Annotated in this window: 15 protein-coding genes and 10 pseudogenes; 13 read left to right on the forward strand and 12 right to left on the reverse strand. The window is 59.0% G+C overall.

Annotated features, from left to right (window positions below):
- Window positions 1-78: 78 nt before the first annotated feature.
- Window positions 79-258 (forward strand): annotated as a pseudogene (locus tag LMTR3_RS39635) (DUF3768 domain-containing protein); the annotation flags it as partial.
- A 186-nt stretch (window positions 259-444) separates the two neighbouring features.
- Here the strand turns inward: LMTR3_RS39635 and LMTR3_RS32740 are convergent.
- Window positions 445-2,013, reverse strand: coding sequence for a Fic family protein (locus LMTR3_RS32740; protein WP_065749091.1), 1,569 nt, complete (start codon window positions 2,011-2,013; stop codon window positions 445-447).
- A gap of 175 nt (window positions 2,014-2,188) precedes the next feature.
- On the opposite strand from LMTR3_RS32740, the gene LMTR3_RS39640 reads away from it, so the two are divergent.
- On the forward strand, window positions 2,189-2,719 hold the full coding sequence (locus LMTR3_RS39640; RefSeq protein ID WP_245320086.1) for a hypothetical protein: 531 nt from the start codon (window positions 2,189-2,191) through the stop codon (window positions 2,717-2,719).
- Between the two features lie 714 nt (window positions 2,720-3,433).
- Here the strand turns inward: LMTR3_RS39640 and LMTR3_RS32750 are convergent.
- From LMTR3_RS32750 to LMTR3_RS39650, 4 genes and pseudogenes are all read right to left on the reverse strand, one after another.
- Complete coding sequence (locus LMTR3_RS32750; RefSeq protein ID WP_065749093.1) at window positions 3,434-4,006, reverse strand: GNAT family N-acetyltransferase; 573 nt, start codon at window positions 4,004-4,006, stop codon at window positions 3,434-3,436.
- A gap of 281 nt (window positions 4,007-4,287) precedes the next feature.
- A pseudogene (locus tag LMTR3_RS39645) lies at window positions 4,288-4,548 on the reverse strand (LLM class flavin-dependent oxidoreductase); the annotation flags it as partial.
- 509 nt (window positions 4,549-5,057) lie between these two features.
- Window positions 5,058-5,821 (reverse strand): IS5 family transposase gene (locus LMTR3_RS37080; RefSeq protein ID WP_141686920.1). Its coding sequence is split into 2 segments (ribosomal slippage): window positions 5,058-5,483 and window positions 5,486-5,821, totalling 762 coding nucleotides; the frame shifts between segments, so codons are not numbered across the junction.
- An 83-nt stretch (window positions 5,822-5,904) separates the two neighbouring features.
- Window positions 5,905-6,366 (reverse strand): annotated as a pseudogene (locus LMTR3_RS39650) (biotin synthase BioB); the annotation flags it as partial.
- Between the two features lie 1,610 nt (window positions 6,367-7,976).
- Here LMTR3_RS39650 and LMTR3_RS38175 point away from each other — a divergent pair.
- The 3 genes and pseudogenes from LMTR3_RS38175 to LMTR3_RS32775 form a co-directional block, all read left to right on the forward strand.
- Window positions 7,977-8,228, forward strand: a pseudogene (locus LMTR3_RS38175) (IS5/IS1182 family transposase); the annotation flags it as partial.
- Between the two features lie 523 nt (window positions 8,229-8,751).
- On the forward strand, window positions 8,752-8,997 hold the full coding sequence (locus tag LMTR3_RS32770) for a hypothetical protein (protein WP_065749096.1): 246 nt from the start codon (window positions 8,752-8,754) through the stop codon (window positions 8,995-8,997).
- Window positions 8,994-10,634 (forward strand): MFS transporter, encoded by a 1,641-nt coding sequence (locus tag LMTR3_RS32775; RefSeq protein WP_065749097.1) that lies wholly within the window; start codon window positions 8,994-8,996, stop codon window positions 10,632-10,634. The genes LMTR3_RS32770 and LMTR3_RS32775 overlap by 4 nt, the downstream gene beginning before the upstream one ends.
- Window positions 10,635-10,771: 137 nt before the next feature.
- Here LMTR3_RS32775 and LMTR3_RS40450 read toward each other — a convergent pair whose 3' ends face one another.
- Complete coding sequence (locus LMTR3_RS40450) at window positions 10,772-11,047, reverse strand: hypothetical protein (protein ID WP_502686693.1); 276 nt, start codon at window positions 11,045-11,047, stop codon at window positions 10,772-10,774.
- Window positions 11,048-11,093: 46 nt separating this feature from the next.
- Here LMTR3_RS40450 and nadA point away from each other — a divergent pair.
- From nadA to nadC, 3 pseudogenes are all read left to right on the forward strand, one after another.
- A pseudogene (gene nadA / locus LMTR3_RS32780) lies at window positions 11,094-12,018 on the forward strand (quinolinate synthase NadA).
- Window positions 12,015-13,274: pseudogene (locus tag LMTR3_RS32785) on the forward strand (L-aspartate oxidase); the annotation flags it as partial. The pseudogenes nadA and LMTR3_RS32785, both read left to right, overlap by 4 nt.
- Before the next feature lie 19 nt (window positions 13,275-13,293).
- Window positions 13,294-13,945, forward strand: a pseudogene (nadC, locus tag LMTR3_RS32790) (carboxylating nicotinate-nucleotide diphosphorylase); the annotation flags it as partial.
- Between the two features lie 298 nt (window positions 13,946-14,243).
- Here the strand turns inward: nadC and LMTR3_RS32795 are convergent.
- From LMTR3_RS32795 to LMTR3_RS32805, 3 genes and pseudogenes are all read right to left on the reverse strand, one after another.
- Window positions 14,244-14,597: a hypothetical protein gene (locus LMTR3_RS32795; RefSeq protein WP_065749098.1), complete on the reverse strand. Its 354-nt coding sequence runs from the start codon at window positions 14,595-14,597 to the stop codon at window positions 14,244-14,246.
- Window positions 14,598-14,610: 13 nt separating this feature from the next.
- Window positions 14,611-14,815 (reverse strand): annotated as a pseudogene (locus LMTR3_RS32800) (hypothetical protein).
- A 390-nt stretch (window positions 14,816-15,205) separates the two neighbouring features.
- Window positions 15,206-15,472, reverse strand: coding sequence for a hypothetical protein (locus tag LMTR3_RS32805; RefSeq protein WP_141686921.1), 267 nt, complete (start codon window positions 15,470-15,472; stop codon window positions 15,206-15,208).
- 636 nt (window positions 15,473-16,108) lie between these two features.
- Here LMTR3_RS32805 and LMTR3_RS40455 point away from each other — a divergent pair.
- From LMTR3_RS40455 to LMTR3_RS32830, 5 genes and pseudogenes are all read left to right on the forward strand, one after another.
- Entirely contained in the window at window positions 16,109-16,312 is a 204-nt protein-coding gene (locus tag LMTR3_RS40455; protein ID WP_035727945.1) for a DUF6894 family protein, read from the forward strand.
- 148 nt (window positions 16,313-16,460) lie between these two features.
- Window positions 16,461-17,119 (forward strand): annotated as a pseudogene (locus LMTR3_RS32815) (SOS response-associated peptidase family protein).
- Window positions 17,116-17,340 (forward strand): annotated as a pseudogene (locus LMTR3_RS37095) (Y-family DNA polymerase); the annotation flags it as partial. The pseudogenes LMTR3_RS32815 and LMTR3_RS37095, both read left to right, overlap by 4 nt.
- Window positions 17,341-17,585: 245 nt before the next feature.
- Window positions 17,586-18,467, forward strand: coding sequence for a hypothetical protein (locus LMTR3_RS32825; RefSeq protein ID WP_141686922.1), 882 nt, complete (start codon window positions 17,586-17,588; stop codon window positions 18,465-18,467).
- An 86-nt stretch (window positions 18,468-18,553) separates the two neighbouring features.
- A complete protein-coding gene (locus LMTR3_RS32830; RefSeq protein WP_065749103.1) occupies window positions 18,554-19,168 on the forward strand; it encodes a hypothetical protein in 615 nt (204 codons plus the stop codon).
- Between the two features lie 1,622 nt (window positions 19,169-20,790).
- Here LMTR3_RS32830 and fdxB read toward each other — a convergent pair.
- From fdxB to LMTR3_RS32845, 3 genes are read right to left on the reverse strand one after another with little or no spacing between them, the layout of a single operon-like run.
- Window positions 20,791-21,090: a ferredoxin III, nif-specific gene (gene fdxB, locus LMTR3_RS32835; protein ID WP_065749104.1), complete on the reverse strand. Its 300-nt coding sequence runs from the start codon at window positions 21,088-21,090 to the stop codon at window positions 20,791-20,793.
- 13 nt (window positions 21,091-21,103) lie between these two features.
- Entirely contained in the window at window positions 21,104-21,304 is a 201-nt protein-coding gene (locus LMTR3_RS32840; protein ID WP_065749105.1) for a CCE_0567 family metalloprotein, read from the reverse strand.
- Between the two features lie 9 nt (window positions 21,305-21,313).
- Complete coding sequence (locus tag LMTR3_RS32845; RefSeq protein ID WP_065749106.1) at window positions 21,314-21,784, reverse strand: NifX-associated nitrogen fixation protein; 471 nt, start codon at window positions 21,782-21,784, stop codon at window positions 21,314-21,316.
- Between the last annotated feature and the right edge of the window lie 2 nt (window positions 21,785-21,786).

The following is a 21,786-nucleotide window of genomic DNA, read 5'->3' on the forward strand; positions in this document are numbered from 1 at the left end:
GCGCTAGGCCGAGCTGCTTGAGCTCGTGCGCAAGTTCGATCGGTTTACTCGAGGCAACGATCGTAAGGTGAGCTCGACTTCGGTTCTATCGATCTCGGCTCAGACCGCTACTTCTTCAAGATCGACTACCACGACCTGTCGCGTACAGCTGGTTCGCCGGATCCGGCCCACTCGGCAGTTACTCAGCGCGTGATGACGATCATGCGGTCCGACGAGTACTGGGTGCTCGCGGTCCCATCAAAGAAAAGGCCCCGCTGACGAGCGGGGCTGACGGTTTTGTCACCAGATGCAGCATATCGTCCTTGCTCTATCACTAAGCCGGCCGCCAGAGAGGCTCGCAACGGCCGTCGCGGGAATCGACTTCAGATTGTCGGCTTCTGCTGTCCCGAGTTTTTTGTTCGATCGGCTGCACAATCAGCGACATAGGGATTTTGTCGCGAAAGCTTACGGGGCGTGATTTTGCTCGTTTGAGCTATCTTCAAACCCTTCGAATGCATCCCGGACAACGGCCTCGATGCTGGCAACCTCATCGTCCGTTAGCTTCTGGAATTCGCGTTCTCTTCTTTTCTTGGGAAGCGCGCCCTTGTTCTGCCGGATGAACAGAAGCAGGTCGTCTGCAAGGCGATCCGGCATTTCAACCGTGTCCATGATTTTGCGGCGGGCTTCGTCGTGACGGCGCAGATAATCGATTTCGTGCGGCAGATCGTGCTCCACCGTTCTCTTGACGCACTGATACAAAAATTCCGCTTCGTCGGTGCAATCGAAATAGCGGTAGAGGTCCGCGGTATCGTTCAGCACTTCGACATTCCTGTCCGCTGTCGGTTTCCAGTCGATAAAGTCCATCAAGGGCCGGGAATGGGACTGTAGGGTAGTGCGGTAGTCATCAATCCGGTCGAGCATGACGGACGATACCGGAAACACCATGCCTGGCGGCGTGAATTTCCGCTCCGCCAGAACATGGTGGATGAGGCAGCGATGCAGGCGTCCGTTGCCGTCCTGAAGCGGATGGACATAGACAAACCCGAAAGCTGTGCTTGCCGCCTGTAGAACGGCATCAATCCCGTCATCGCGCATACGCGCGTTAGCGTCGATCAGGCCTTTCATGAGGCTGTTCAGGTCGTCGGGTCTGGCGCCGATGAACTCAGGCAGCGGATTATTCTCATGGTCTCGCTCACCCAGAAAAACGCCATCTGGCCGAAGGCCTGGATGAACGAGCCGGATGTCTTCGATGAGGACCCCATGTAGCCGCACGATCTCTTCAAGGGTCAGAGCATGCTTGCCTGCCTGCACGACAGCGCGTCCCCACCGCTCCAGCCGGTTCCTGGGCGGGCGTTCGCCTTCGATCTCGAAGCTGGCGCGGCTATCGGCGAGCAACAGAAAACTCGCGGCGCGGGAGACCACATGGCCGCCGGTACGCCCGACGGTTTCGCGGGCCTTTTCCGCAAGGCCACTCTCTGTGAGGGCAACAAGCGCGGAAGTCCTTCGGATGAAGGGGCTGAAATCTTTCGTCCCGAGCAGATTGTCGCGAACGCGGTGCCGTTTTGACAGCTTGGGCTTGCCTGTGAAGTAAGCCTTCGGGTCGAACAAATCGACAGCTGCGACGTTCGGGGTATCCGGAATGTCGAGCGTCTCACCAGTCAGCATTTCATAGAGGAACCAGACCCGGCGCGCGAGTACACCGGTTGGTGCCGCCGTGACGAAGTCACGGATTTCTGCGTTCGGGACTGCCTTGAACACGCGCTTGAGCACGAGGAGATCGAGGTCCTCGTGGCGCAGGGCAAAGGTGAGGTGATCTGCAAAATTGTCGCCGGGCCAATATCGCTTGTCGAACAGCCGCCAGTCGCCTTCATCCCGGTGGCTGCCACGGATATGCTTTTCCGACACGGCGCTAGGCCGACGGACGGGTGCCGCAACCGACAGCGTCTGGACCAATGCGGACAGCCCGATGAGTTGGGCCTCGGTAGGCAGTTCCTTGTCCTGGAAAGCCTTTGTCTCCGCTAAGTTCAGCTGCATAGTCGAAAATCCATATTGAGAGTCGAATTATGCCACAAAAATGGTGATATCGTCGAATACCACCTACCGGCGTGCAGGTCGAAAATCAATCCAATTTGTCGTTTTGTGGGTCAAAGTGATCCGAAATGTCGAAAATCGGGCCAATTGGCACAGTTTATCAAAAAGAGATGGCTCCATGAGCGAGGGCTGGACATCCTTGCTTCACTCCCGGCTAGCAATGGATCCGCCTCGAACTTGGCCCTTCGTGCTAAGCCTCGCTGAGCAAAAAGCGGCCATCCTCAACCTGCAATTCATGCCCGGCCTCGTCCTCGACGAGGAAGTGAAAATCCCTCACGCGGCTCGTTTCAAGCATCCTCGGCATGTCCGAAAACTGGCCGCGCATGACTTCCAGCGACAGAAAGATGCTCCGCCTCAAAGAGATGGCTCGCGTCCGGAAATTTTGTCTCGGCAATCCGCTTCACCTCTTCGTGTTCAACTTGCGCTCGTCGCCCAGATACACAGTCATCCCGGTCGGGCCTATCATTCCAGCACGGACGATGCGTACGCGATCGCCACGACGGTGGGATGCCTATCATTGGTCATACCGGATGTTGCGCGAGCGCCCTTCGATCTCGCGAACATTGCATCATACCGGCTCGACCGAGCCGGCGTATGGCGAGCCCTGACCGTCGGTCAGGTTTCGCGGATGATTTCGATTAAGGATTGAACGGTGGCCATGGCCAACTTCATGGACCGCGCGGCGTCGGCGGCGTCGCGGGTGTTGACCAATTTCAAGATGTCGGCGTTCGAGGAAAGGCTTACGGCCCAGGTGATCGGAGTGGCGTTCGACGGCGCAGCCGTGAAGTCGCCGGAAGGCGGCGTCCGCCTGGATATGATCATCAGGTTGTTGACCCGTCTCTACCGTCGATTGCGCTGCGGCCGCTCGATTCAAAGGCGAAGGATCACGTTCCCGCGCTCGAGTTCCTGGCGAAGTCCATCAATCCCGAGATCGAGCCCGCCAAGATCACGTAATTTGCTCTCCAGTGGGATGGGACTGCGGGGGGCGATAATGAGGTAACTAAGCATGGCGACTCGAAGAGAACTGACGGCCGCTGTGGGGCAGCGCTACAGAGAGGAGAGCCGCGAGGAGAAGGTGATCAAGAGGCTCGCCATCGGCGTTCGCTTCCGCCGAACCTTTAGAGCTACCGTGACTTTCGAGAAACGGCCCGCTCGTAAGCCGTCCGTCCGGACGCCCTCGGATACTGGCGAGCGTTGGCCGGCGCGCTGCGCGGCGCAGGGGTTCATGTCCCCTTTCGAACTGAGCAAGCGGATCGGTTCACTCAGGTCGAGGGGTTGGTATGCGCATGCTGCTACGCCGATGCTCTCACACCTGGCGTCACAAACTTCATCGCGGGTCAATCGGGCGCCGGCAAATCGACGCTCATGCAAACCCTGCAGCAGATGAATCCGAGACACGGCGGTATCGGCCGCGTTGCCGCCGAGGATCTAACCGCGGATCGCCCGCAGGATTGCCTTGCGCACGTGGGCTAGCTAGGCCGTGCAACGGCAACTTGAGGCGTGGGCCGATCTCTGCAAAACCGGCCTTCAAGTACAATGCTGAGTTGGGGCTGCGGCTCCACATCAGCTGCCTCGGCGCTCCCACTTCAAGTTGGCCCCAGCCTTTTACCGTTCCCAGGCCCACGGCAGCCTCAATAAGGTGCATCGCGACCCCAGACGATCGCTGATCCGGCACCACGTAGAGTTCGGTGATAATGCCGTAGGTTCCGCGCGCAAAAAGCGCAGCGCTTTCCGACACCATGATGATACCGACAGGACGTTCCTCGGTGAAGGCGAGAAACCCATAGACGCGCTCTTTCATGACGAGAAGGTCGGCAACCAGCTGGGTATCTAATCCGGCCTGCGCTTGGCCAGCCCCAAGTTCGGCAAGTAGGGCAGCAACCATTTGGGTCACCGTTGTGGCGTCGTCGACAGACACTTCACGCGTGGTCACCATGTCACATCCTCCTCCAAGCTCAACGTACCACGTAGTAGCATCGGGGCAGCGAGGCTGCCGCAGCATCCGACCCAAAGCAGATATGCTGCGATCTTGAAGCTCAAATGACGCTTTAGCTCACACCATTGGTGAGGTGATAAAGTCTTCGTGTCGATGGCAGCTGAAATAATCGCCAGAAAAATCGAAGATAACCTGCCGGCAAGATTGTCATGGTCATACGGAGCGCTCTTTCTTCTTTGGACCTGGGTGTCGCCCCCATTGAACCGCGTCTGAATGAGTACGGCCAGCCCTGAGTTCCATGGGCCGGTGGGATGGCAGCGATGATTTTGAGCTTTTCAGTTGCTGCGAGTAGCGCGTGCGAGAAGCTGACCGATTCGTGCTGCATGTCGGCGCCATAGCCAGCGGTGAAACGGATTTGGGTCAAGGCGTAGTCGAAGCCGGCCTTCTCGGCGATCTGGGTGCGCTTTCAATTGTAGTCGATCTCCCAGCTGGTGCGTTGCTCAATCGACGAAACAACGGGGCCGCCCGGACACATTCGGCATCCGATAGGCGAATTTGATAGGATCGTTATCGTGGTCATCCTGTTTTCCTCGGCAAGCTGGAGTTGGGACGAAGGACGATTGATTGAAGCGGGCAGCAACTTGCATCACGCCGCTCAGACAAGCGGGTGCGCATCTATTCAAAATCCGACGGCAGGGTACGGCTGTAGAAGCGTTCGCTATCTGCGGTGTCAGCACGCTGACGCGAAATGGATTAGGTCAACAACACGACGCGCAAATCATACGACGCGGAGGTGTGCGCAGACCGGAGTTGTTGGCTTCGTCGAAGACGTCATTCCAGATCATCAGCGTTCCCCTCTCTAAAGCACCACTGATTGACATCGATAGTCTCAGAGAAAGAGCGGCTGCGCGAGTCGAAGACAAGCTATTTTTCATCGCAGTCGGAGAACCCGCTTTCCAATACTCACAACCAACGGATCGTTTGTTACCATGCGAGAAAAATATTGCCGGCGACAACTCCGGCGGAGGGCCGCACTAGGTGGTGTGGACACTTATCGCATCCATAAGATGATGGCCGCGAGGGTGACGACGGCACGGTAGTTGCGGGCGGTCTTTTCGTAGCGGGTTGCAACGCGGCGGAATTGCTTGAGCTTGGAGAAGCAGCATTCCACGAGATGGCGCTGGGCATAGAGATGCTTGTCGAGCGGATATTTGAGCGCGCGTGACGGGTTGTTGGGGATGACGGCGAGCGCGCCTTTGGCGGCGATGGCCTGACGCAAGTGATCGGCGTCATAGGCTGCATCGGCCATGACGACCTCGGCAGGTAAGCCTTCGAGCAAAGCAGCCGCTTGCGGTGCATCGCCCTTCTGTCCTGCCGTGAGCGTGAAGCGCACAGGACATCCCAAGCCACGGACGGCCAGATGGATCTTGGTGCTCAGGCCGCCGCGCGAGCGGCCGAGCGCCTGATCTTCAGACCCCCTTTTTTGGCCCCGGCAGCGTGCTGGTGGGCTCGGACGATGGTGGAATCGACGATCAGATATTCGAAGTCCGGATCATCGGACATCGCCTCGAAGATCCGCCACCAAACATCCTTGATGCTCCATCGACTGAAGCGCCGGAACACGCTGTTCCAATCCCCAAAGACTTCCGGAAGATCACGCCAGGGAGCGCCCGTGCGCACGATCCACAGCACACCTTCCACGAACATCCGGTTGTCGCGGCCGGTGGAGCCCTTCTGGTCAGGCCGGCCTATGATCAGCGGCGCCATCCGCTCCCACGCCGCGTCGCTCAAGACCAATCGATCCATCACACCCAAGACTGCCTCCCCAAAAGCAGCCTTGAATCTGATTTGGTCCTAAAAGGGAATCCTTAGAGTCCACACCACCTAGGGCTTCCCACCATTAGAATGCGGGCGACCGCGATCAACCGCACCAGGGCGATCGGATTCAGCCTCTCCGCGGTATCGTTGACCGGCACGCCCTTGACCTGACTCCAAAGGTGATCGGAACGCTCTCCGGATAGCTCGGCAGATTGGCGAGCAGAACCAGCATGCCCATTCGGTCATCAACGCGTTCACCCAGGCCGACGATGCCTTACAACAGATCTCGATGCCGGCATTGCGCACGTGCGCCAGCGTATCGATGCGATCCTGCAGGGTGCGGTGGTGATGATCTTGTCGTAGAACTCGGGCGAAGTGTCGACATTCTGATTGTAGGAGTCGAGCCCAGCTTCGGCGAGCCATGCGGCCTGCCCAGGGAGTCAGCATGCCGAGCGTGACGTAGGTCTCCACGCCGAGGTCTTTCACCGCGCTGACCATATCGCAGACCTTTTGACGTCACGGTCTTTCGGGTTGCGCGAGGCGCACTGGGCAATTCGCTTGGCTCGCTCTCTGCTTGTCTGAGCTGGTCTCCTACAGCGCAGCGCCACATCGCAGACGGCCTAGTGGCAGAAACGCTATTTTCTTGCTAGGGGCAGCCTAGCTCCTCGATAGCGGCCAGAGCCGCATTCGTGCGCGATCAATCGCAGCTCTCAGAATGGTGCAGCGTTAAGGCCCGCGGTCGGGGGCCCTCCAAAGCATCACGATCGCCGACAAGCTGTCGTGCATTGTCGCGCGTTCGCCTCCATCCACATCTTTGAATGTGTTTGCAGTCTGCACGAAGCTCATGCCGCGTCTCTTGTGAACGCTTGCGTCAAAAAGAAAACAGACGACTGGGGGCTACCTGACCAGTTCACGACGCTTTTCCTTTGTGAGCCATTTCACAAAACTTGGCGCCTGAGCGGTGTAGCTAACGGAGCGTTTGATTGAGAGTAGATCAGGTGATGCCGACAGAGCGGGAATTCTCGCCGTTGGAGAAGCAAGCTGCGGACGCTCTTCGTCGCGCAAGACGGCTGCCCATTGGTCCGAAGCGAAACGATCTCCGTCAGCTCGCAAGGGGACTTCTTTGGCTGCATCGAAACGGTATGGAAGCTCTGGAGCAGGAGCGATCAAAAGCGGAACGTGGGGCTAGATGAGATGAGTTGCGGGTATCGGGCAGTGCTGGCGGTTGCTCGATGAATAGGACCGGCGCGCTTTTTTTCGGATCATCCATCCCGGCAAACCGTCGAGCCGGACTGACGACGAGGAAGTTGCGGGAATGGCTTTGCCGGCGGGCTCAACATCGTGAGACGGGGGTGGGAGAAAGAAGATCGAGCGAGTAAAGGCAAACTCCTGTCGGCGACTCCCCGAAACCTCTCACCTTCGTCATTTCCGTTTAGATACCAGCGGCCTCAGCCTTGTGTTCTCGGCCTTCATCCAGATTAAGGTCCTTTTTCAGCGTCAAAGTTATCTTCCTTTGGATTCAGGACTCGTAGAGCATTCTTGCGCACGGCGAGCGCTTCCGCAGCGCGAGTAGCGCGCTGCCTTTAGATGAATGCAAACGCGAGCAGGCTCGAGCAGAGCAGCGCGAGGCCGGCCGCCGTCAGGGCCAGGAGACTATCGGAGACAAAGTCGTGGTTGCGCATAAAAGCTCGCAATTCCATTACAAGGAGAGCAGCAGTCGCTGCTTTGCGCCGTTGACCGGTTAATTGATAAATCATTATTCGAATCCGGTGCCTTATTCCCGCTGCTTCGGGGACAGATTGCATTTTTCCAGCTAAATTACGCAATTATGCGCGGTTTTGCGGCGAACCTCAGGAAAATCGCGCTTGAGGAACATTGAGGGGCCTTCTTTGGAGGTGTGTTTCTGACTGAACGCCGGAGCGTTAGCGCGCCGATCCCCGAGCAGCTGGAACGAATTCGGCTTCGAAGAACGGTAAATGTTTAGGCTTCTGGAGCTTGCGCTTTGACATGCCAACCTAACCCGCTTGAATCCTACCCAGGAAGCTGTTCGCGCTTCAGCCGAACACTTTCCTCAGACAGCTGCTCTGCAGGCATCAGCACTTGCATCGAAGCTCCTCCAGTTTCCGTCGCGCCGTTGAGGTCGTCATGGCCCGATACGGCCTACGAGGCCGATCACTTGCGCCAGGCTATCGCAGTTAAAGGCGCGCTCGTCATCATCCCCACCAACACGTCGCGCGCGCTCAAATATCCACGAGACAAGCATCTCTATGTCCAGCGCCATCTCGTGGAATGTGCCTTTCAAAACTCAAGCAGCTCCGGCCGCGCCGCAACCCGCTTCGAAAAGACCGCCCGAAATTACCGTGCCGTCGTCACTTTCGCTGCCATCGTCCTATGGATGCGATAAGTGTCCACACGACCCACGGGCCCACTCGATGGAATTCTACGAAGCGAGCGTCAAGTCATTCGGCTTCGCTTCAGGACGACAGTCGTATTGGAGAAGTGCTACGCCCGCTTTGCGGCCGTGGCAGAAGTCTTGCTCGATATTCGGTCCGATGAATTCCTCAAGTACTCAAGTGCAGACTTTGCCCTTTGCAATGATGCTTCATCCGAAAACCAAAGTATAGGCTGATGCCGCTATCCAAGGCGCGAGGTGCGTTTACGCATTTTTTCATCGCTCACTCGCATACAACGCGCAAAACCCGCGTTTGGTCACTCTATTCTATGCTGCGGCCGGCAGAGCTGAGGAGAATTCCTTTAGATCGGTGTTCGAAGGCAAATTGAGAATCGCGAATATCGTATCGCCATTCACTCGCGTGGCCCATCCACCCTGACGAGATCAAAATATCGGAACTCGGCCGTTCAAGAGGTTCATCTGAGATTTGGCTGCGAAACAGCGATCTCGCCTCACGTCGCCGTGATCTAATGCCATGTCCATTCGCTACGCGATCAGCATCAATCTCGAAGTCAAGACCGCCACCGAGCGGGACATGCCGTGCTTGACTGCGAACCCTGCCCAGACCGGAACGATGATCGCGCTTCACCGAGCAATGCCGCTGCTGGGTCGACCAAATCGACAAGGCAGACCGAGGTTGCCTGGTAACGTCGAGGTTGCCCGGACCATCACTGATCTGGCCCAGGTTCACATTATCGGAGGCGAGGCAGGAGCCAAATGACCGAGTTGCCCCAGTCGCGGACCTTCAGCGCCGATGGCATCACTGCGCCGTTCCACCATGTCACGTTCCGCCGCATCTGGCTGGCGAGTCTTTTCTCTAATCTTGGCGCCTTGATTCGGGGCGTTGGCGCGGCTTGGGCGATGACGCAGATGACATCGTCGGCCGACAAGGTCGCACTGGTCCAGACCGCCTTGATGCTGCCGGTCATGCTGATCTCGATGCCGGCCGGTGCCATTGCCGACATGCATGACCGGCGCATCGTGATGCTATTTTCGCTTGGTATCGCGCTCGCGGGCGCGGCCGCGCTGACGGCCCTCGCCTGGCTCGGCCTAGTCACGCCGAACCTGTTATTGGCGCTGTGCTTCGTGGTCGGCAGCGGTGTGGCGCTGATGGATCCGGCCTGGCAATCCTCGGTCAGCGAACAGGTACCGTCGGAAACGCTTCCCGCGGCCGTCGCGCTGAACAGCATCAGCTACAATATCGCACGCAGTGTAGGTCCGGCAATCGGTGGCATTGTCGTTGCGACCGCTGGCGCAGTAGCTGCTTTCGCACTAAACGCGCTGCTTTATCTGCCACTAATGCTGGCGCTGTTCCTGTGGAAACCTTTCTCCGAACCGTCGCGTCTGCCGCCTGAAACGTTTAACCGTGCCATCGTTACGGGCGTGCGCTACATCGCCAATTCGCCATCGATCAAGATCGTTCTGACCCGCTCCATAGTAACAGGCGCGATCGGCGGCGCGATCATCGCACTGATGCCGCTAGTGGCGCGCGATCTCCTCCATGGCGATGCCCAGACCTATGGCATCATGCTGAGCGCCTTTGGCCTGGGCGCGGTGATCGGCGCTCTCAATCTCACGGAGGTGCGGAAGCGCATGAGTGGCGAGGCGGCGATCCGCGCCTGTGCGCTGTCCATGGGCTGTGCGATTGCCGCGGTGGCGCTGAGCCGAGAGCCGGTACTGACGACGGCCGCGCTTTTTCTTGCGGGCGCCGTGTGGATGATGGCGTGGGCGCTGTTCAATATTGGCGTGCAGCTATCGGCGCCACGCTGGGTGGCGGGACGCTCGCTCGCGGCCTATCAGGCGGCGAGTTCCGGCGGGATTGCTGTCGGCAGTTGGGGTTGGGGCCATCTCACCGATGCCGCTGGGGTCCAAACTGCGCTCCTGGTCTCGGCCGCCCTGATGTTGGTCTCGCCGCTCCTAGGCCTTTGGTGGCGCATGCCGCGCGTCGGCGCGTGGGGCGAAGAGGCCGAGGTGCTTGAGGATCCTGAGGTGCGGCTGGCGCTGACCGGACGCAGCGGCCCGTTGGTTGTCGAGATCGAATATCGCGTAACGCAGGGGAATGCGCGGTCCTTTCACAACGTGATGCAGGACGTACAGCTGTTCCGGCAGCGCAATGGCGCTTATGGCTGGTCGATAGCGCGCGACATCGCCGATCCCGAACTATGGACCGAGCGCTATCACTGCCCGACATGGCTCGATTATTTGCGCCAGCGCAACCGCTCGACTCCGTCGGAGCGCGCGATTGAACAGCAGGCAATTGCTTTCCACATTGGCCCTGAGCCCGTGCGGGTCCGACGCATGTTGGAACGCCCGTTCGGATCGGTGCGCTGGAAGGAAAACGTGTCCGAGGCCTTTTAGAAGCAAGAAATCTCGCGTTTCTGATAGCGATCATCGCGTTCCAGCGCGATTCAGATTGCGTCTAGCTGAATCAAAATCTCGAAGATAATCGATCGGTATTTATAAGCCTTTGTGCATCTGCACAGGATGCTTTTGCATCAGCTTCTCTGCTTTGACTGAGGAATACAAAGCAGGCAGGCCACAATGATGCAGCTCCTCCAGACTACTACGGCGAGTTCGTCGTTGATCTTGCTCAGATGCATCGGTTGCGCATCGCGCCCGGCGAGCCTTTCGAAAGCTTTTGTCCGCTGCCATGAACCGCGCCAACACGACTTGCGGACCGGGACGAGCGTGGCGCGCACGCATTCCTGCGCGAGCGCTGCCAGCACCTTTTGGGTGTAGGGCGGCCGAGGCCCGTCATCGAAGGTCAGCACGACCTCGTGTGTCGGCGAGCGGCAGGGGTCTGCGGATAGCTCCTCAATCGAACCCGCGGAGCCTGAGTGGGTGACCTTTGCCGAGGACGTCGAGGCCGTCCTCGAATTGAAGCGCAAGCGCAATGCGGTGCTGCTCGCGCACAACTACCAGACGCCGGAAATCTTCCATGGTGTGGCCGATATCGTCGGCGACAGCCTCTTGCTCGCGCGCGAAGCGACCAAGGTCGAGGCCGACATCATCGTGCTCGCTGGCGTGCACCTCATGGCGGAGACGGCCAAGCTGCTCAATCCGGACAAGACGGTGTTGATTCCCGACCTCAAGGCGGGCTGCTCGCTCGCGGATTCCCATCAGGGCACAGGACGTGCGGCTGATGCGACAACGCTACCCCGGTGTGCCCGTCGTCGATGTCAACACGTCGACCGCGGTGAAGGCGGAATCCGACATTTGCTGCACGTCTGGTAACGCGCTGGCGGTCGTCGAGTCGCTTGGCGCCGACCACGTCATCATGCTGCCGGACGAACATCTCGCCCGCAACATCGCTGCGCAGACCGGGGTGAAAATCAGCGCCTGGAACGGTCATTGCGAGGTGCACGAGCTGTTCAACGCGGATGACATTCGCGAGCTGCGCGAAAATCATCCGGGCGTGACCATCCTGGCGCATCCGGAAGGTCTCCCAGACGTCGTGGCGGCAGCCGATTTCTCTGGCTCCACGGCGGCGATGTCGAGCTTCGTCGGCAAGCAGCGACCCTCGCGCGTCGTGCTGCTGACCGAATGCTCGATGAGCGACAATGTCGCGGTGTTGCACCCCGATGTGGAGTTCATTCGGCCCTGCAATCTGTGCCCGCACATGAAACGGATCACGCTAAAGAACATCCGCCAGGCGCTCGAGACCGGCGAGCACGAGGTGACGATCGATCCCGAGATCGCAGATCGCGCGCGACGTTCGGTGGAAAGGATGCTGGCAGTATGAGCACTGATATCTCGAAATGGGCTGGCCGGCCCGTGATCGTTGGCGGGGACGCGGCAGGACTGATGACCACGCTGCTTGCGCCCGAACCGGTTGTGCTGCTGTCGAAATCACCCCTTGGAGCTGAAGCCTCCACCATGTGGGCGCAAGGCGGTCTCGCCGCCGCGGTCGGCGCGGACGAAGCTCCCGCGCTCCATCTTGCAGGATACGATCGCCGCAGATGCCGGACTGTGCGACGAGGCGGTTGCCGACCGGATCGTGCGCGCAGCGCCCGCCGCAGTCGATCGCCTCGCGAATCTCGGGGTTGGCTTCGATCGCCGGGCGGACGGAAGCTGGCGATTAGGCCTGGAAGCCGCGCACAGCCGCAGGCGGATCGTGCACGCGACCGGGGACGGCACCGGCCGGGAGATCATGCGCGCGTTGATCGCGGCCGTGCGGTGCTGTCCGTCGATCATACTGCTGGAAGGTTTTGAGGCACGCCGACTGATCGTAGAAAACGATGCGGTCAAGGGGCTGCTCGCGGCACGTGCGGACGGCCCGCTGGTTCTCGCCACCAACCGCGTGGTGATCGCAACCGGCGGCATCGGCGCCTTGTTTGACGACAGCACCAATCCTGCCGGCTGTTTTGGCCAGGGCCTTGCGCTCGCCACGCGTGCCGGCGCCGCGCTTTCGGACCTCGAATTCGTGCAGTTTCACCCGACGGCATTCGACGGACCGTTACGGCCGATGCCACTTTTGACCGAAGCGCTTCGCGGCGACGGCGCGATCCTGATCGATGAGACCGGAGAGCGCTTCATGACGGAGGAGCCAGGTGCCGAGCTTGCGCCGCGCGACGTGGTGGCGCGCGCGCTCTGGCGGCGCCGCGCGCAGGGACATCGCGTATTCCTCGATGCCCGCACTAACCCGGGCAAGGATTTCGCCGCACGCTATCCCGTGATCAGCGCGTTCTGCAGGATGGCCGGGATCGATCCCGCGGTCGATCCGATCCCGGTGCGGCCGGCCGCGCACTACCATATGGGGGTATCGCGGTTGAAGGCGCGGGGCGCAGCACGGTGGAAGGCCTGTGGGCCTGTGGCGAGGTGAGCCGCACCGGCCTGCACGGCGCCAATCGGCTTGCCAGCAATTCGTTAATGGAGGCGATCGTCTGCGCGCAATGGGTTGCAGAGAGCGTCGCCGGCGTGCCCGGCAGCGCGAGCACGCCGCGCGGGATGCAAGCACTTCCGCCGGCGCCCGACGCACCGATGGTGCGACCATTCCTTAAACGGCCTTGGCTTGCTGGTCTCGCCGACGGTCCTTATGGAGACTGAGCGGCCCGACGGCAGCGCCGTCTCGGCGGGCGATACCATCGCCATCATTAACGGCCCTGCCCGCGCGCTTTTAACCGGCGAGCGCACCGCGCTCAACTTCCTCTGCCATCTGAGCGGGGTCGCAACGGCGACCGCTTCGCTTATTTCGGCGGTGCAAGGAACGCGTGCGCAGATCGTCTGCACGCGCAAGACCATGCCCGGGCTGCGCGCGTTGCAAAAATATGCGATGCGCGCCGGCGGCGGCAGCAATCACCGTTTTGGCCTCGACGACGCTGTCCTGATCAAGGACAACCACATTGCGTTTGCCGGTAGTATCCAGGCTGCAATCGAGCGCGCAAAAGGCTCGTGTCGGCATCTCGTCAAGATCGAAGTCGAGGTCGACAGCCTGGCCCAGCTTGCGGCGCACTGGCGCTCGGCGTCGATGCGGTGCTGCTCGACAACATGACGGTCGAGGATATCGAGCAGGCCGTAACCATGGTGCGCGGCAAGGCGATCATCGAAGCCTCCGGTCGCATCGCCGCCGCCATCGCGCCTGCCATCGCCGTAACCGGCGTCGACCTGATCTCGGCCGGCGGATCACGCATTCGTCGGCCGCGCTCGACATCGGCCTGGTTTACGTTTGATACAGAGCATTCGCCAACCTGTGTGAATCGATCGGAATTCCTCAATCGTCTGGGGATTCAAACCGCCTGCCGAAGGTGGAGACCGGCAGGGATGGCGGCTATTTCAAACGGCCGGGCTCGACAGGGCAGCGCGTTGAGCCGCTGTCGCACTATGCGTTGATCTTTTTGGAGGCGACTCGGCAAAACGCCCCCCAAGACGACGTCCGCTCGCAACGCAAACGGCGGGTGAAGAGCGCGAGGGCTAAGGCCTGGTGGGACGTTTTCGCTTGCCGGCCACGTGCTGTTGCTGCTGGGACTCTTATGGCCGCCGGCCAGCTTCGACAGCAAACAACCGAGGTATCATTCGCTGCGATTGCTCGGGAGCCGCCACCTCCCTCTCTCCCGGTAGCCCGGCCTCGATCGGGCGCGCTTCCATGAATTTGAGCAGGGCACGTCCCTCTTCGGTGATGCGCCAGCCACCGTTCATGCGCTCAATGAGTTTCTGCGAAAAGATGTCGAGGTGCGGCACACGGGCGGCCAATCCCTTGGTGCGCTCGGCCCAGTCCCGACCGCTCGTAGCTAAGATGGCCATGTCGCGCTTGAGCTCCGCCACGGCTGCGAACCCGTCCGGATAGCTCACAAGGATCTTCAGGACTGTGACCTGGAAATTCACTTGAGTGACAAAATCATGTTGTCCGCGCCGACCGCCATATGGTCGGCGCTTCGCGACCGATCTGTTTGAGGCGGTCGGGGCCTCGTCTCACCTCTGGGGGCGGCTTCCAGAAGCTTAGAGGCGACATGCGCGCGGGTGCCGGTCTCGTCCCGGGAAACTTTCTCACAGATCTCGTCGAGGACCGCGCGTAGAAGCTCGGTGGTAGCGGCATCGAACATTTTGAGATCTCCCTCATCCCTGTAGTGAGGAAGATAATACGGATCGCGCGCTCCTGAATTCAAGTGAGCTAGTTACGCGGAATCTAAAACCGCCTTTCAAGTGTCCGCCGCGCAGCGGTTTCCAGCTCCTCTTTCCGCTTCCTCCAGCCCATGATTTCGCGCTGCCTCTGAGCTCTCTCGAATAATTCCAGCGCGGCCCTGCATAGAGAGGCGGACCACTCTTGCTACACAATTCAAAGGCTCAATACGACGTTCTGAGATCCGCCGAGATGACGCTGGGGCCGCATCATGCCCTCTGGGTGAGCATGTGAGGCGCTAGCCGCTTGATGCACAGCGCCAAATGCGCTGGTTGCGGCTTTGAGCAAGCTCAATTTGCTATCCCAGACGGAGTTACACCAGTTTGGCGACGGCTTCAGCCGCATCGTTTCCATGCAGGACCGACCGGCCCGCTGCGCTGGACCAATGCTCGGATTGCCTTAGTTCGCTGCCAAGCCGCATCAGGCTGTACTGCAGCCAGATTCTTTCCTGCTTATCGCGCTTGCTGCGCCGAAACAACGTCTCAGCATAGATGCCCATGCGGGAGTTCGCGCTGACAGCGTTGTCCCTGTTAAAAATCCGCGCTATGGAGAGGAAAGCAATGGAACGCTGACATACCATGCCTCCTCGGTGCGCCGTACGACGTTGCGCATAACAATCTCCGAAAGCCGCACAACCAACTGCTTGAGATGCGCAATCTCCTGCTTGCAGCACTCCAGCTCGCGCTGTTCGTCTGTCGTCACTGATGATTCAGGGCGATCCCTACCGTCCGTCATATCTATTGAGAATTCCTCTCCGACCGAGTCGTCGTGAGCATCGTCCGATTCTGGTTCTGCGAAGGAGCCACCCCTTCGCGAGAACGAAGCTTCGGCCTTTATTGGACCTCTTGAGAGCCTTCCTGATCGTTAAGCTTGTACGTACTGTACGGAACGCGCGTTTAAGTCGTTGCTGTAGTCGGCACGCTTCACTTTCGTCCGAAGCGTACCAATTATCTGATTTGTTTTTTCTCCAGCGGCATTGTGCCTTTTCTTCATTTGCGGTAGGCGAAAACAACCAAGGATAAACCCATGAGCTACAATGCCGCCGAGATTGCGCCGTCTAAGTGATTGGCGCCCACTCTGCTCATCGTCTGACGCCCCGTAGTAGCCTCGAGCTAGGTAGCCGGAAGCGCACACTTCGTTATGGGTGACATGCGATCACCGCATCTCGTTTATGAAAATCTGTTTTCTTTCTCACGTGTAACAAGGCCGGCGAGCAATGCTTCGTTTTTATTTCAATCTCGCAGGAAAGCGGAATGTCGACGACCCCTGCGGGTTGGCATTCGAAAACGAGGTGCAAGCCTTCCGTGCGGCCGAGCGCTTGGCAGAGGAGCTAGCGAGAACTCACCCTCTTCTACGGGGTACCACCAGTGTAGTCGTAACATGCAAGGACCGAGATGAAGTGTATTACATAAGCGTGTGATCGGCATTCCATCCAAAGCGAATTCCAAGCTATCGCTGTACGAACGTGCATCGGCGTCGTATGGCCGATCACGGTAGCGCATCTTCGAGGCCTACCATTTTCAAGTCGAGGCAATCCTACCAACCGCTCACTATCATAACGCAGCGTCGTGAACCGATACGTTGGCAATCTGGCGCCGATGCCGGGGTTTTTCCCGATTACAATGCACCGATCCTGCGCAACGGGGCCGAGGGCCGCGAGCTCGCTACGGCGCGGTGGGGAATGCCATCGTCGTCAAAGGCGCTGATGGATGCCACGAAGAAGCGGGCCGAAAAGCTTCAGGCCAGGGGCAAGCCGGCCGATTTCAAGGAACTGCTGCGGATGGAGCCGGATGGCGGCACGACCAACATCCGCAATGTGAAGAGCAAGCACTGGACGAGATGGCTGGAAGCTGAAAACCGCTGCGTGGTGCCGCTCAACTCGTTCAGCGAGTTCAACAAGGCTGAAGGAGGTGATATCTGGTTCGCACTCGATGAGACACGTCCCCTCGCCTGCTTCGCCGGCATCTGGACCAACTGGACGTCCGTTCGGAAGGCCAAGGAAGGTGAGACGACCAATGACCTCTACGCGTTCCTCACGACGGAGCCGAACGCCGAAAGTGGCGCCGTCCAAAGGCGATGCCGGTGACCTCACTAAGCCACACGAAGTCGAGACCTGGATGACGGCTCCTCCAGACGAGGCCTTGAAGCTGCAGCGGCCCCTTCCGGACGGGTCGCTGCGGATCGTCGCCCCGGCATCAAGGAAGACCCGGCCGGGCAGACAACGTGACGGACGAGGGCGACGACCAGGCAGAGCCCTCGCCCCGTCAGCGCAAAACCATCCACGTCCACATGGACGCCTTCTACGCGTCGGTCGAGCAGCGCGACAATCCAGAACTCCGCGGCAAGCCAGTCGCTGTCGGCGGCTCGCGGGTGCGCGGCGTTGTGGCTGCGGCAAGCTATGAGGCCCGCAAGTTTGGCGTCCGGTCGGCGATCACGGTGCGTCGACGCGTTGCGTGGCACGGCAAGCGGCGGCTTGATCGGGGGCGTCCCATAAAGGAGCTAACCATGATCGAAGGCGACGGGCGAATGCACCAGTTCTTACGAGGACCAGGTAAAATGCTATTCTTGGCCTGGGTCGCAATGACGCGAGCGTGCTGCTGGGCATTCCGCGACCGGGCTAGGCATTGTGGAATGATACAGGACCTACTCAATTACAACTGTCGTTTGCAAGAGCGACGCGGCATCGTGTTCTTATGATTGATGACGATCTTCGCCAGCGCGCCGGGCGCTTAGTGGCAGGACAGAACCGTGTCGAAGATCTCGACCGGCTCTTCCTTGGTCAGCGCGATCGGCATTACGGAAAGCAGAGCTTCCGTGAAATTGGGGATTTCGCGGCACATCGAGCAGAGTGCCAGAAAGGCCTCGTCACGCAAGTCGCCCGCGATGTCCTTACGAGCGTGAGCGTTTGGAGCCTCGGCTTCCGCAACAAGAACACGTCGAAATGCGACATTGTCCGAGCTGCGCAAGCGAACTTCCGCCTCGCGTCGGATCAGCAACTCAAGAACGGCTGTGGTCTGCGGCGTCCTGCCGTTAAGCGCAAACTGGAGAGTGGCCTTGCCAAATTCGAGCGCGGAGAAACGATCAGCGACGAGGAATTGAAAGTCATTCTCTTTCTTGGCAATCGCTTCATCTGGAAGCCGGCATTTAACGATAACCAGTTATTCGATGAATTCTGCGAGGTGTCGCGTAAGAACGGCATCATTGCCGACGCTGACATTGCCTCACTCGCCAGCGCCAAGGTGTTCATTACCTTATATGCAATCACCTGCATGCACGGTTCTGTCATCCAGTTCGACAACGACACACGTGGCGAGTTGCTGGCCGGCTTCTCAAATCGCCACGGCTTGCTCGAGGTTAAGGTGCAAATCCGGTTTGACGACGCGCCGAAACCTATCCTCGCACCGGTCTGCATGTTTCTGACTACACTCAAACCGGAAAACCACCGTGAAGGCACGCTCCTTTCGCTTGAAGGCGAATCGTTACCCCATGTCTGGCATAAACCAATTGAGATTAACGCCAATGGCAGACTCGACCTGATCAAATCAACTCCAGGCCAATGGCCGACACGCGGCTGACGGCTGGAATTGCGGAGCAGAGTTCATCGCTTTTCACCTCCGATTGTTTGACATTTGATCCATCAATGCGAATGGAAATTCCTCCAATGAAGCTGCCGAAGCACACCGAGCGATCACAAGCGATTCTCGCGAGAGTGGCAAACTGGGGCTTCCCCGAGGATGTATTGCAGCGGATCGGCGCTCTCACTTTGGTGTGGGGCCAGTTTGAGTCCAATCTCGAAACCACGATTTGGGCGCTGCGCGCTGATGAGGTCGCGGGTATTCGTCCGTGGACCGATAAGACGTCCGTTAGCGACTGGATTAGGGAACTTGGCAAACCATGGTCACGGTTTCCTGTTCCCGCACAACAAATCCTTCAGATGGCTTCACTCGCAGCGCTTGATTTGATGGACTACCGGCATGCGGTCGTGCACGGCGCAATGCTTGCCTCACCAACTATGCCAACCTTCATTCGAAACCCTGCTTGGCACGGCGAAGTTCGAAAGCGGCCGAGCCACGATGCCCACGTCGACAGAAACCTGCTCGACATGGCCATCGATAGCGCATGGACACTTTGCCAAGTCGCCGTCACTGCAAGAGGGGCCTGTGCGGACCCGAAGACTTCGAGCATCGTCTCATTAAAGTCCCATGTGGCTCGCGCTCGGAGCATGGCGAACGAATTGCGCCATCTTACCGTGCTAATAAGTGACGAGAAATATTGAGCATCGGAACGCTTCGGATTTTCAAGACAAGCTCATCCCGATTTCAAGTGATGCTGCGATCTCCGCGGGCGGCGATACTCTTTCGTCCCGCGGTAGTCACATACTTTGTCCAGCCCGCACTCGCATGCTTTCGGAGAGCCTCCGGATGGGGGTGACGATAGACGTTACGATATCCGTAAGAAATCACGAACGCACTGTCCTTGTTGTTCGGCATTGGCACCGACGTCACGCCAGCAGTGAAGCGGGCGCCATGATGTGTGGCAACGAGGTGATCCACGCTCTTAGCCTTGGCATGCATGAGGCGCGAATAATCTGCGTCGCCCGTTAGCAAAGCCGATCGCCCGCTGATGAGCATGACCAAAAGTGTTAGGCCGCTGTTGTTCATATCGCTGGAGAGCCCTTGGCTTTTTCACCAACTCCCCGAACCTAAAACGGCGTCTGGCGTTGGCCGGTCGGACGAGCAGATTACCCTTGTCCGCAAGTATTCTTGCCAGGCGAGCAGCGCCAGGACCTAATCGCTGATCAGGAACAATCCAGAGGCAGTCAAGTAAATGCGGGAGGTGAAGGGCGCCGTGAAGGTGATCCCAGTCCCAGTGAGACAGGATGATTGGTGGCTTCTCGTTCCGGTCGATGTCAAAGTCGGGAGGAAACGTATGGGCGTTGAAGGAGATCGGAAATCCAACATCAAAGTGCAGAATAGCACGGCCGCAGTCGTCGCGAAGTGAGATGAAGTTGGCCTGGCCAACATCCCTCACCAAGACGGATACCGCCTGCGGAATGCTTGCAAGGACCGAAGATATTGCAGAACGTTTTGTCGGCCTTGGCAGTGCCGCACATGCTGCGACGAGCGAACTCGGCAACACTAGTCGCGGGGCAACAGCGGCGCCAAGAGTCTGGGGCCTTGATTTCGGGCCTGGGGTGTCTTCCGGGGACGCTAGCCGTCGCGCGTAAGTTAAGACGCCGCGTGCGTGGTTCGAGTAGCCATTGCCCCCAAGTTGAGCGTGCCAGGCTGGCGGACCGGAGCCGTTGGGCGCAATCTCGAGATAGAACCAGTCTCCTGGCGTCGGCGTATCGCCCGCGAAGTCGCCAAATCGAATGGGAGTTGTCACCACACGTAGAAGTGCGAACGGCTTCGTCTGTTCGACGCGAAATGCGTCCAAAAGGTGCGACCCAACGCCGTCGACAAAATCCGCATCGATGCAATCAAACTCAAAGGATGCTCGGCGGTGCAGTGTCGCACTCAAATAATCTACCCGCGCTGCCCGCGCATACAACCCTCTGCGAGGAAATTCCGGCGGAATGTCAAAGAGGAAGAAGAAAGACAGCCTCCCACGGGCTCGCGACAATCTAAGCTATTCGTACGGCAATTCACCGAATAGACCAATCATAAGGTCACCATCGACTTGTGTGAATGGGATATCCACATAGTGATCGGGATGACGAATTTCGATACCTGCGGGCGACGAGGGCATGATTCTACCCTGGGGTCGGCTCGGCACCCGCAAGCTGGCGGGAATGGATCGGCGCCAAGGGCTCTATCCCCGAGCGCAGCACATGGAGAGCCTTCAGCCGAGGCTTCGCCGTCCAACTCCCGCTTGCGGGAAAGGCGGACAGAGGCGCTGTCAAGCGGATTCCGTTGCGGCGGGCTGGTGGGTCTGGCAGTTGGTCGGACAAACCCGGGCGCAGGCGCCGCAGCCGATACAAGCGCCCTGGTCATTCATCACCATAATCTTTTTTTCGATCTCATCGTCTTCGTCATCGTCGAGATCGACAAGATCGCCCTCCTCATTGATCCCCTTCAACGTCATGACGTCGCGACCGCAGACCTTGAAACAGCGGCCACAACCGATGCACTTCTTGGGATCAATCGAAATCAGGTAGTTCGGCGTCCAGTCGCGGCCGTCGCGCGTTGCAAATGGCATGATCGGATACCCTTTAGGCCTTTTCTAGCGCCTTGAGATCCTCGCGCTTGCGCTCCAGTTCGGCAAAGGCATCGTGCGCCTTCTGCGCCACCGCCAAGATCGAGGTCCAGTTGGCGGGAAGTTCCTCGGACAAATCGTGCAGATCCATCTTGGCCTTGGTCGCCTTCACCGACAGCTTTCTTATTTCTTCTTTCAGCATTTCAAGTTCGCTCATGAGCTGCCCTCAATAGTTCGCCACGTCAGGAAATTTCCGGGTCATCTCGATGCCGCCTTCAACGTATTTGCCACCCTCGGCGGCGAGCTTTGCGAGATTGTCAAAGCCAAAGCGATGCACATCGCGCAGCTGCTTGTTCACCACGATCAGCCGGCCGCCGATCAGCACGATGCGGCCAAAGCCTTCATGGTGCATCTTCAGCATCGGCTGGATCATCACACCCGTCGCCTTCTCGATCGAGAGCGCGACTGCATTGAAGAACAGCTCCAGCCGCCAGACCGTATCCGGATCGGGATCGCCGACGATCGGCAGCGCCCGCCGTTTCTCCTTGTCCAGAATATACGGTTCGAGCAGATCGAGATCGCTCTTGCCGTCCCACGCGCCGTGGACGTCCTGGGCGCGCCAGATCTTGATCAGTTCTCTCACGAATGGCGCATCGAGCGCGCGATCGGTTTGCACGATATCCGCGGCTTCAGTCATGT

This window comes from Bradyrhizobium sp. LMTR 3 (genome assembly GCF_001693485.1).
Classification (GTDB): domain Bacteria; phylum Pseudomonadota; class Alphaproteobacteria; order Rhizobiales; family Xanthobacteraceae; genus Bradyrhizobium.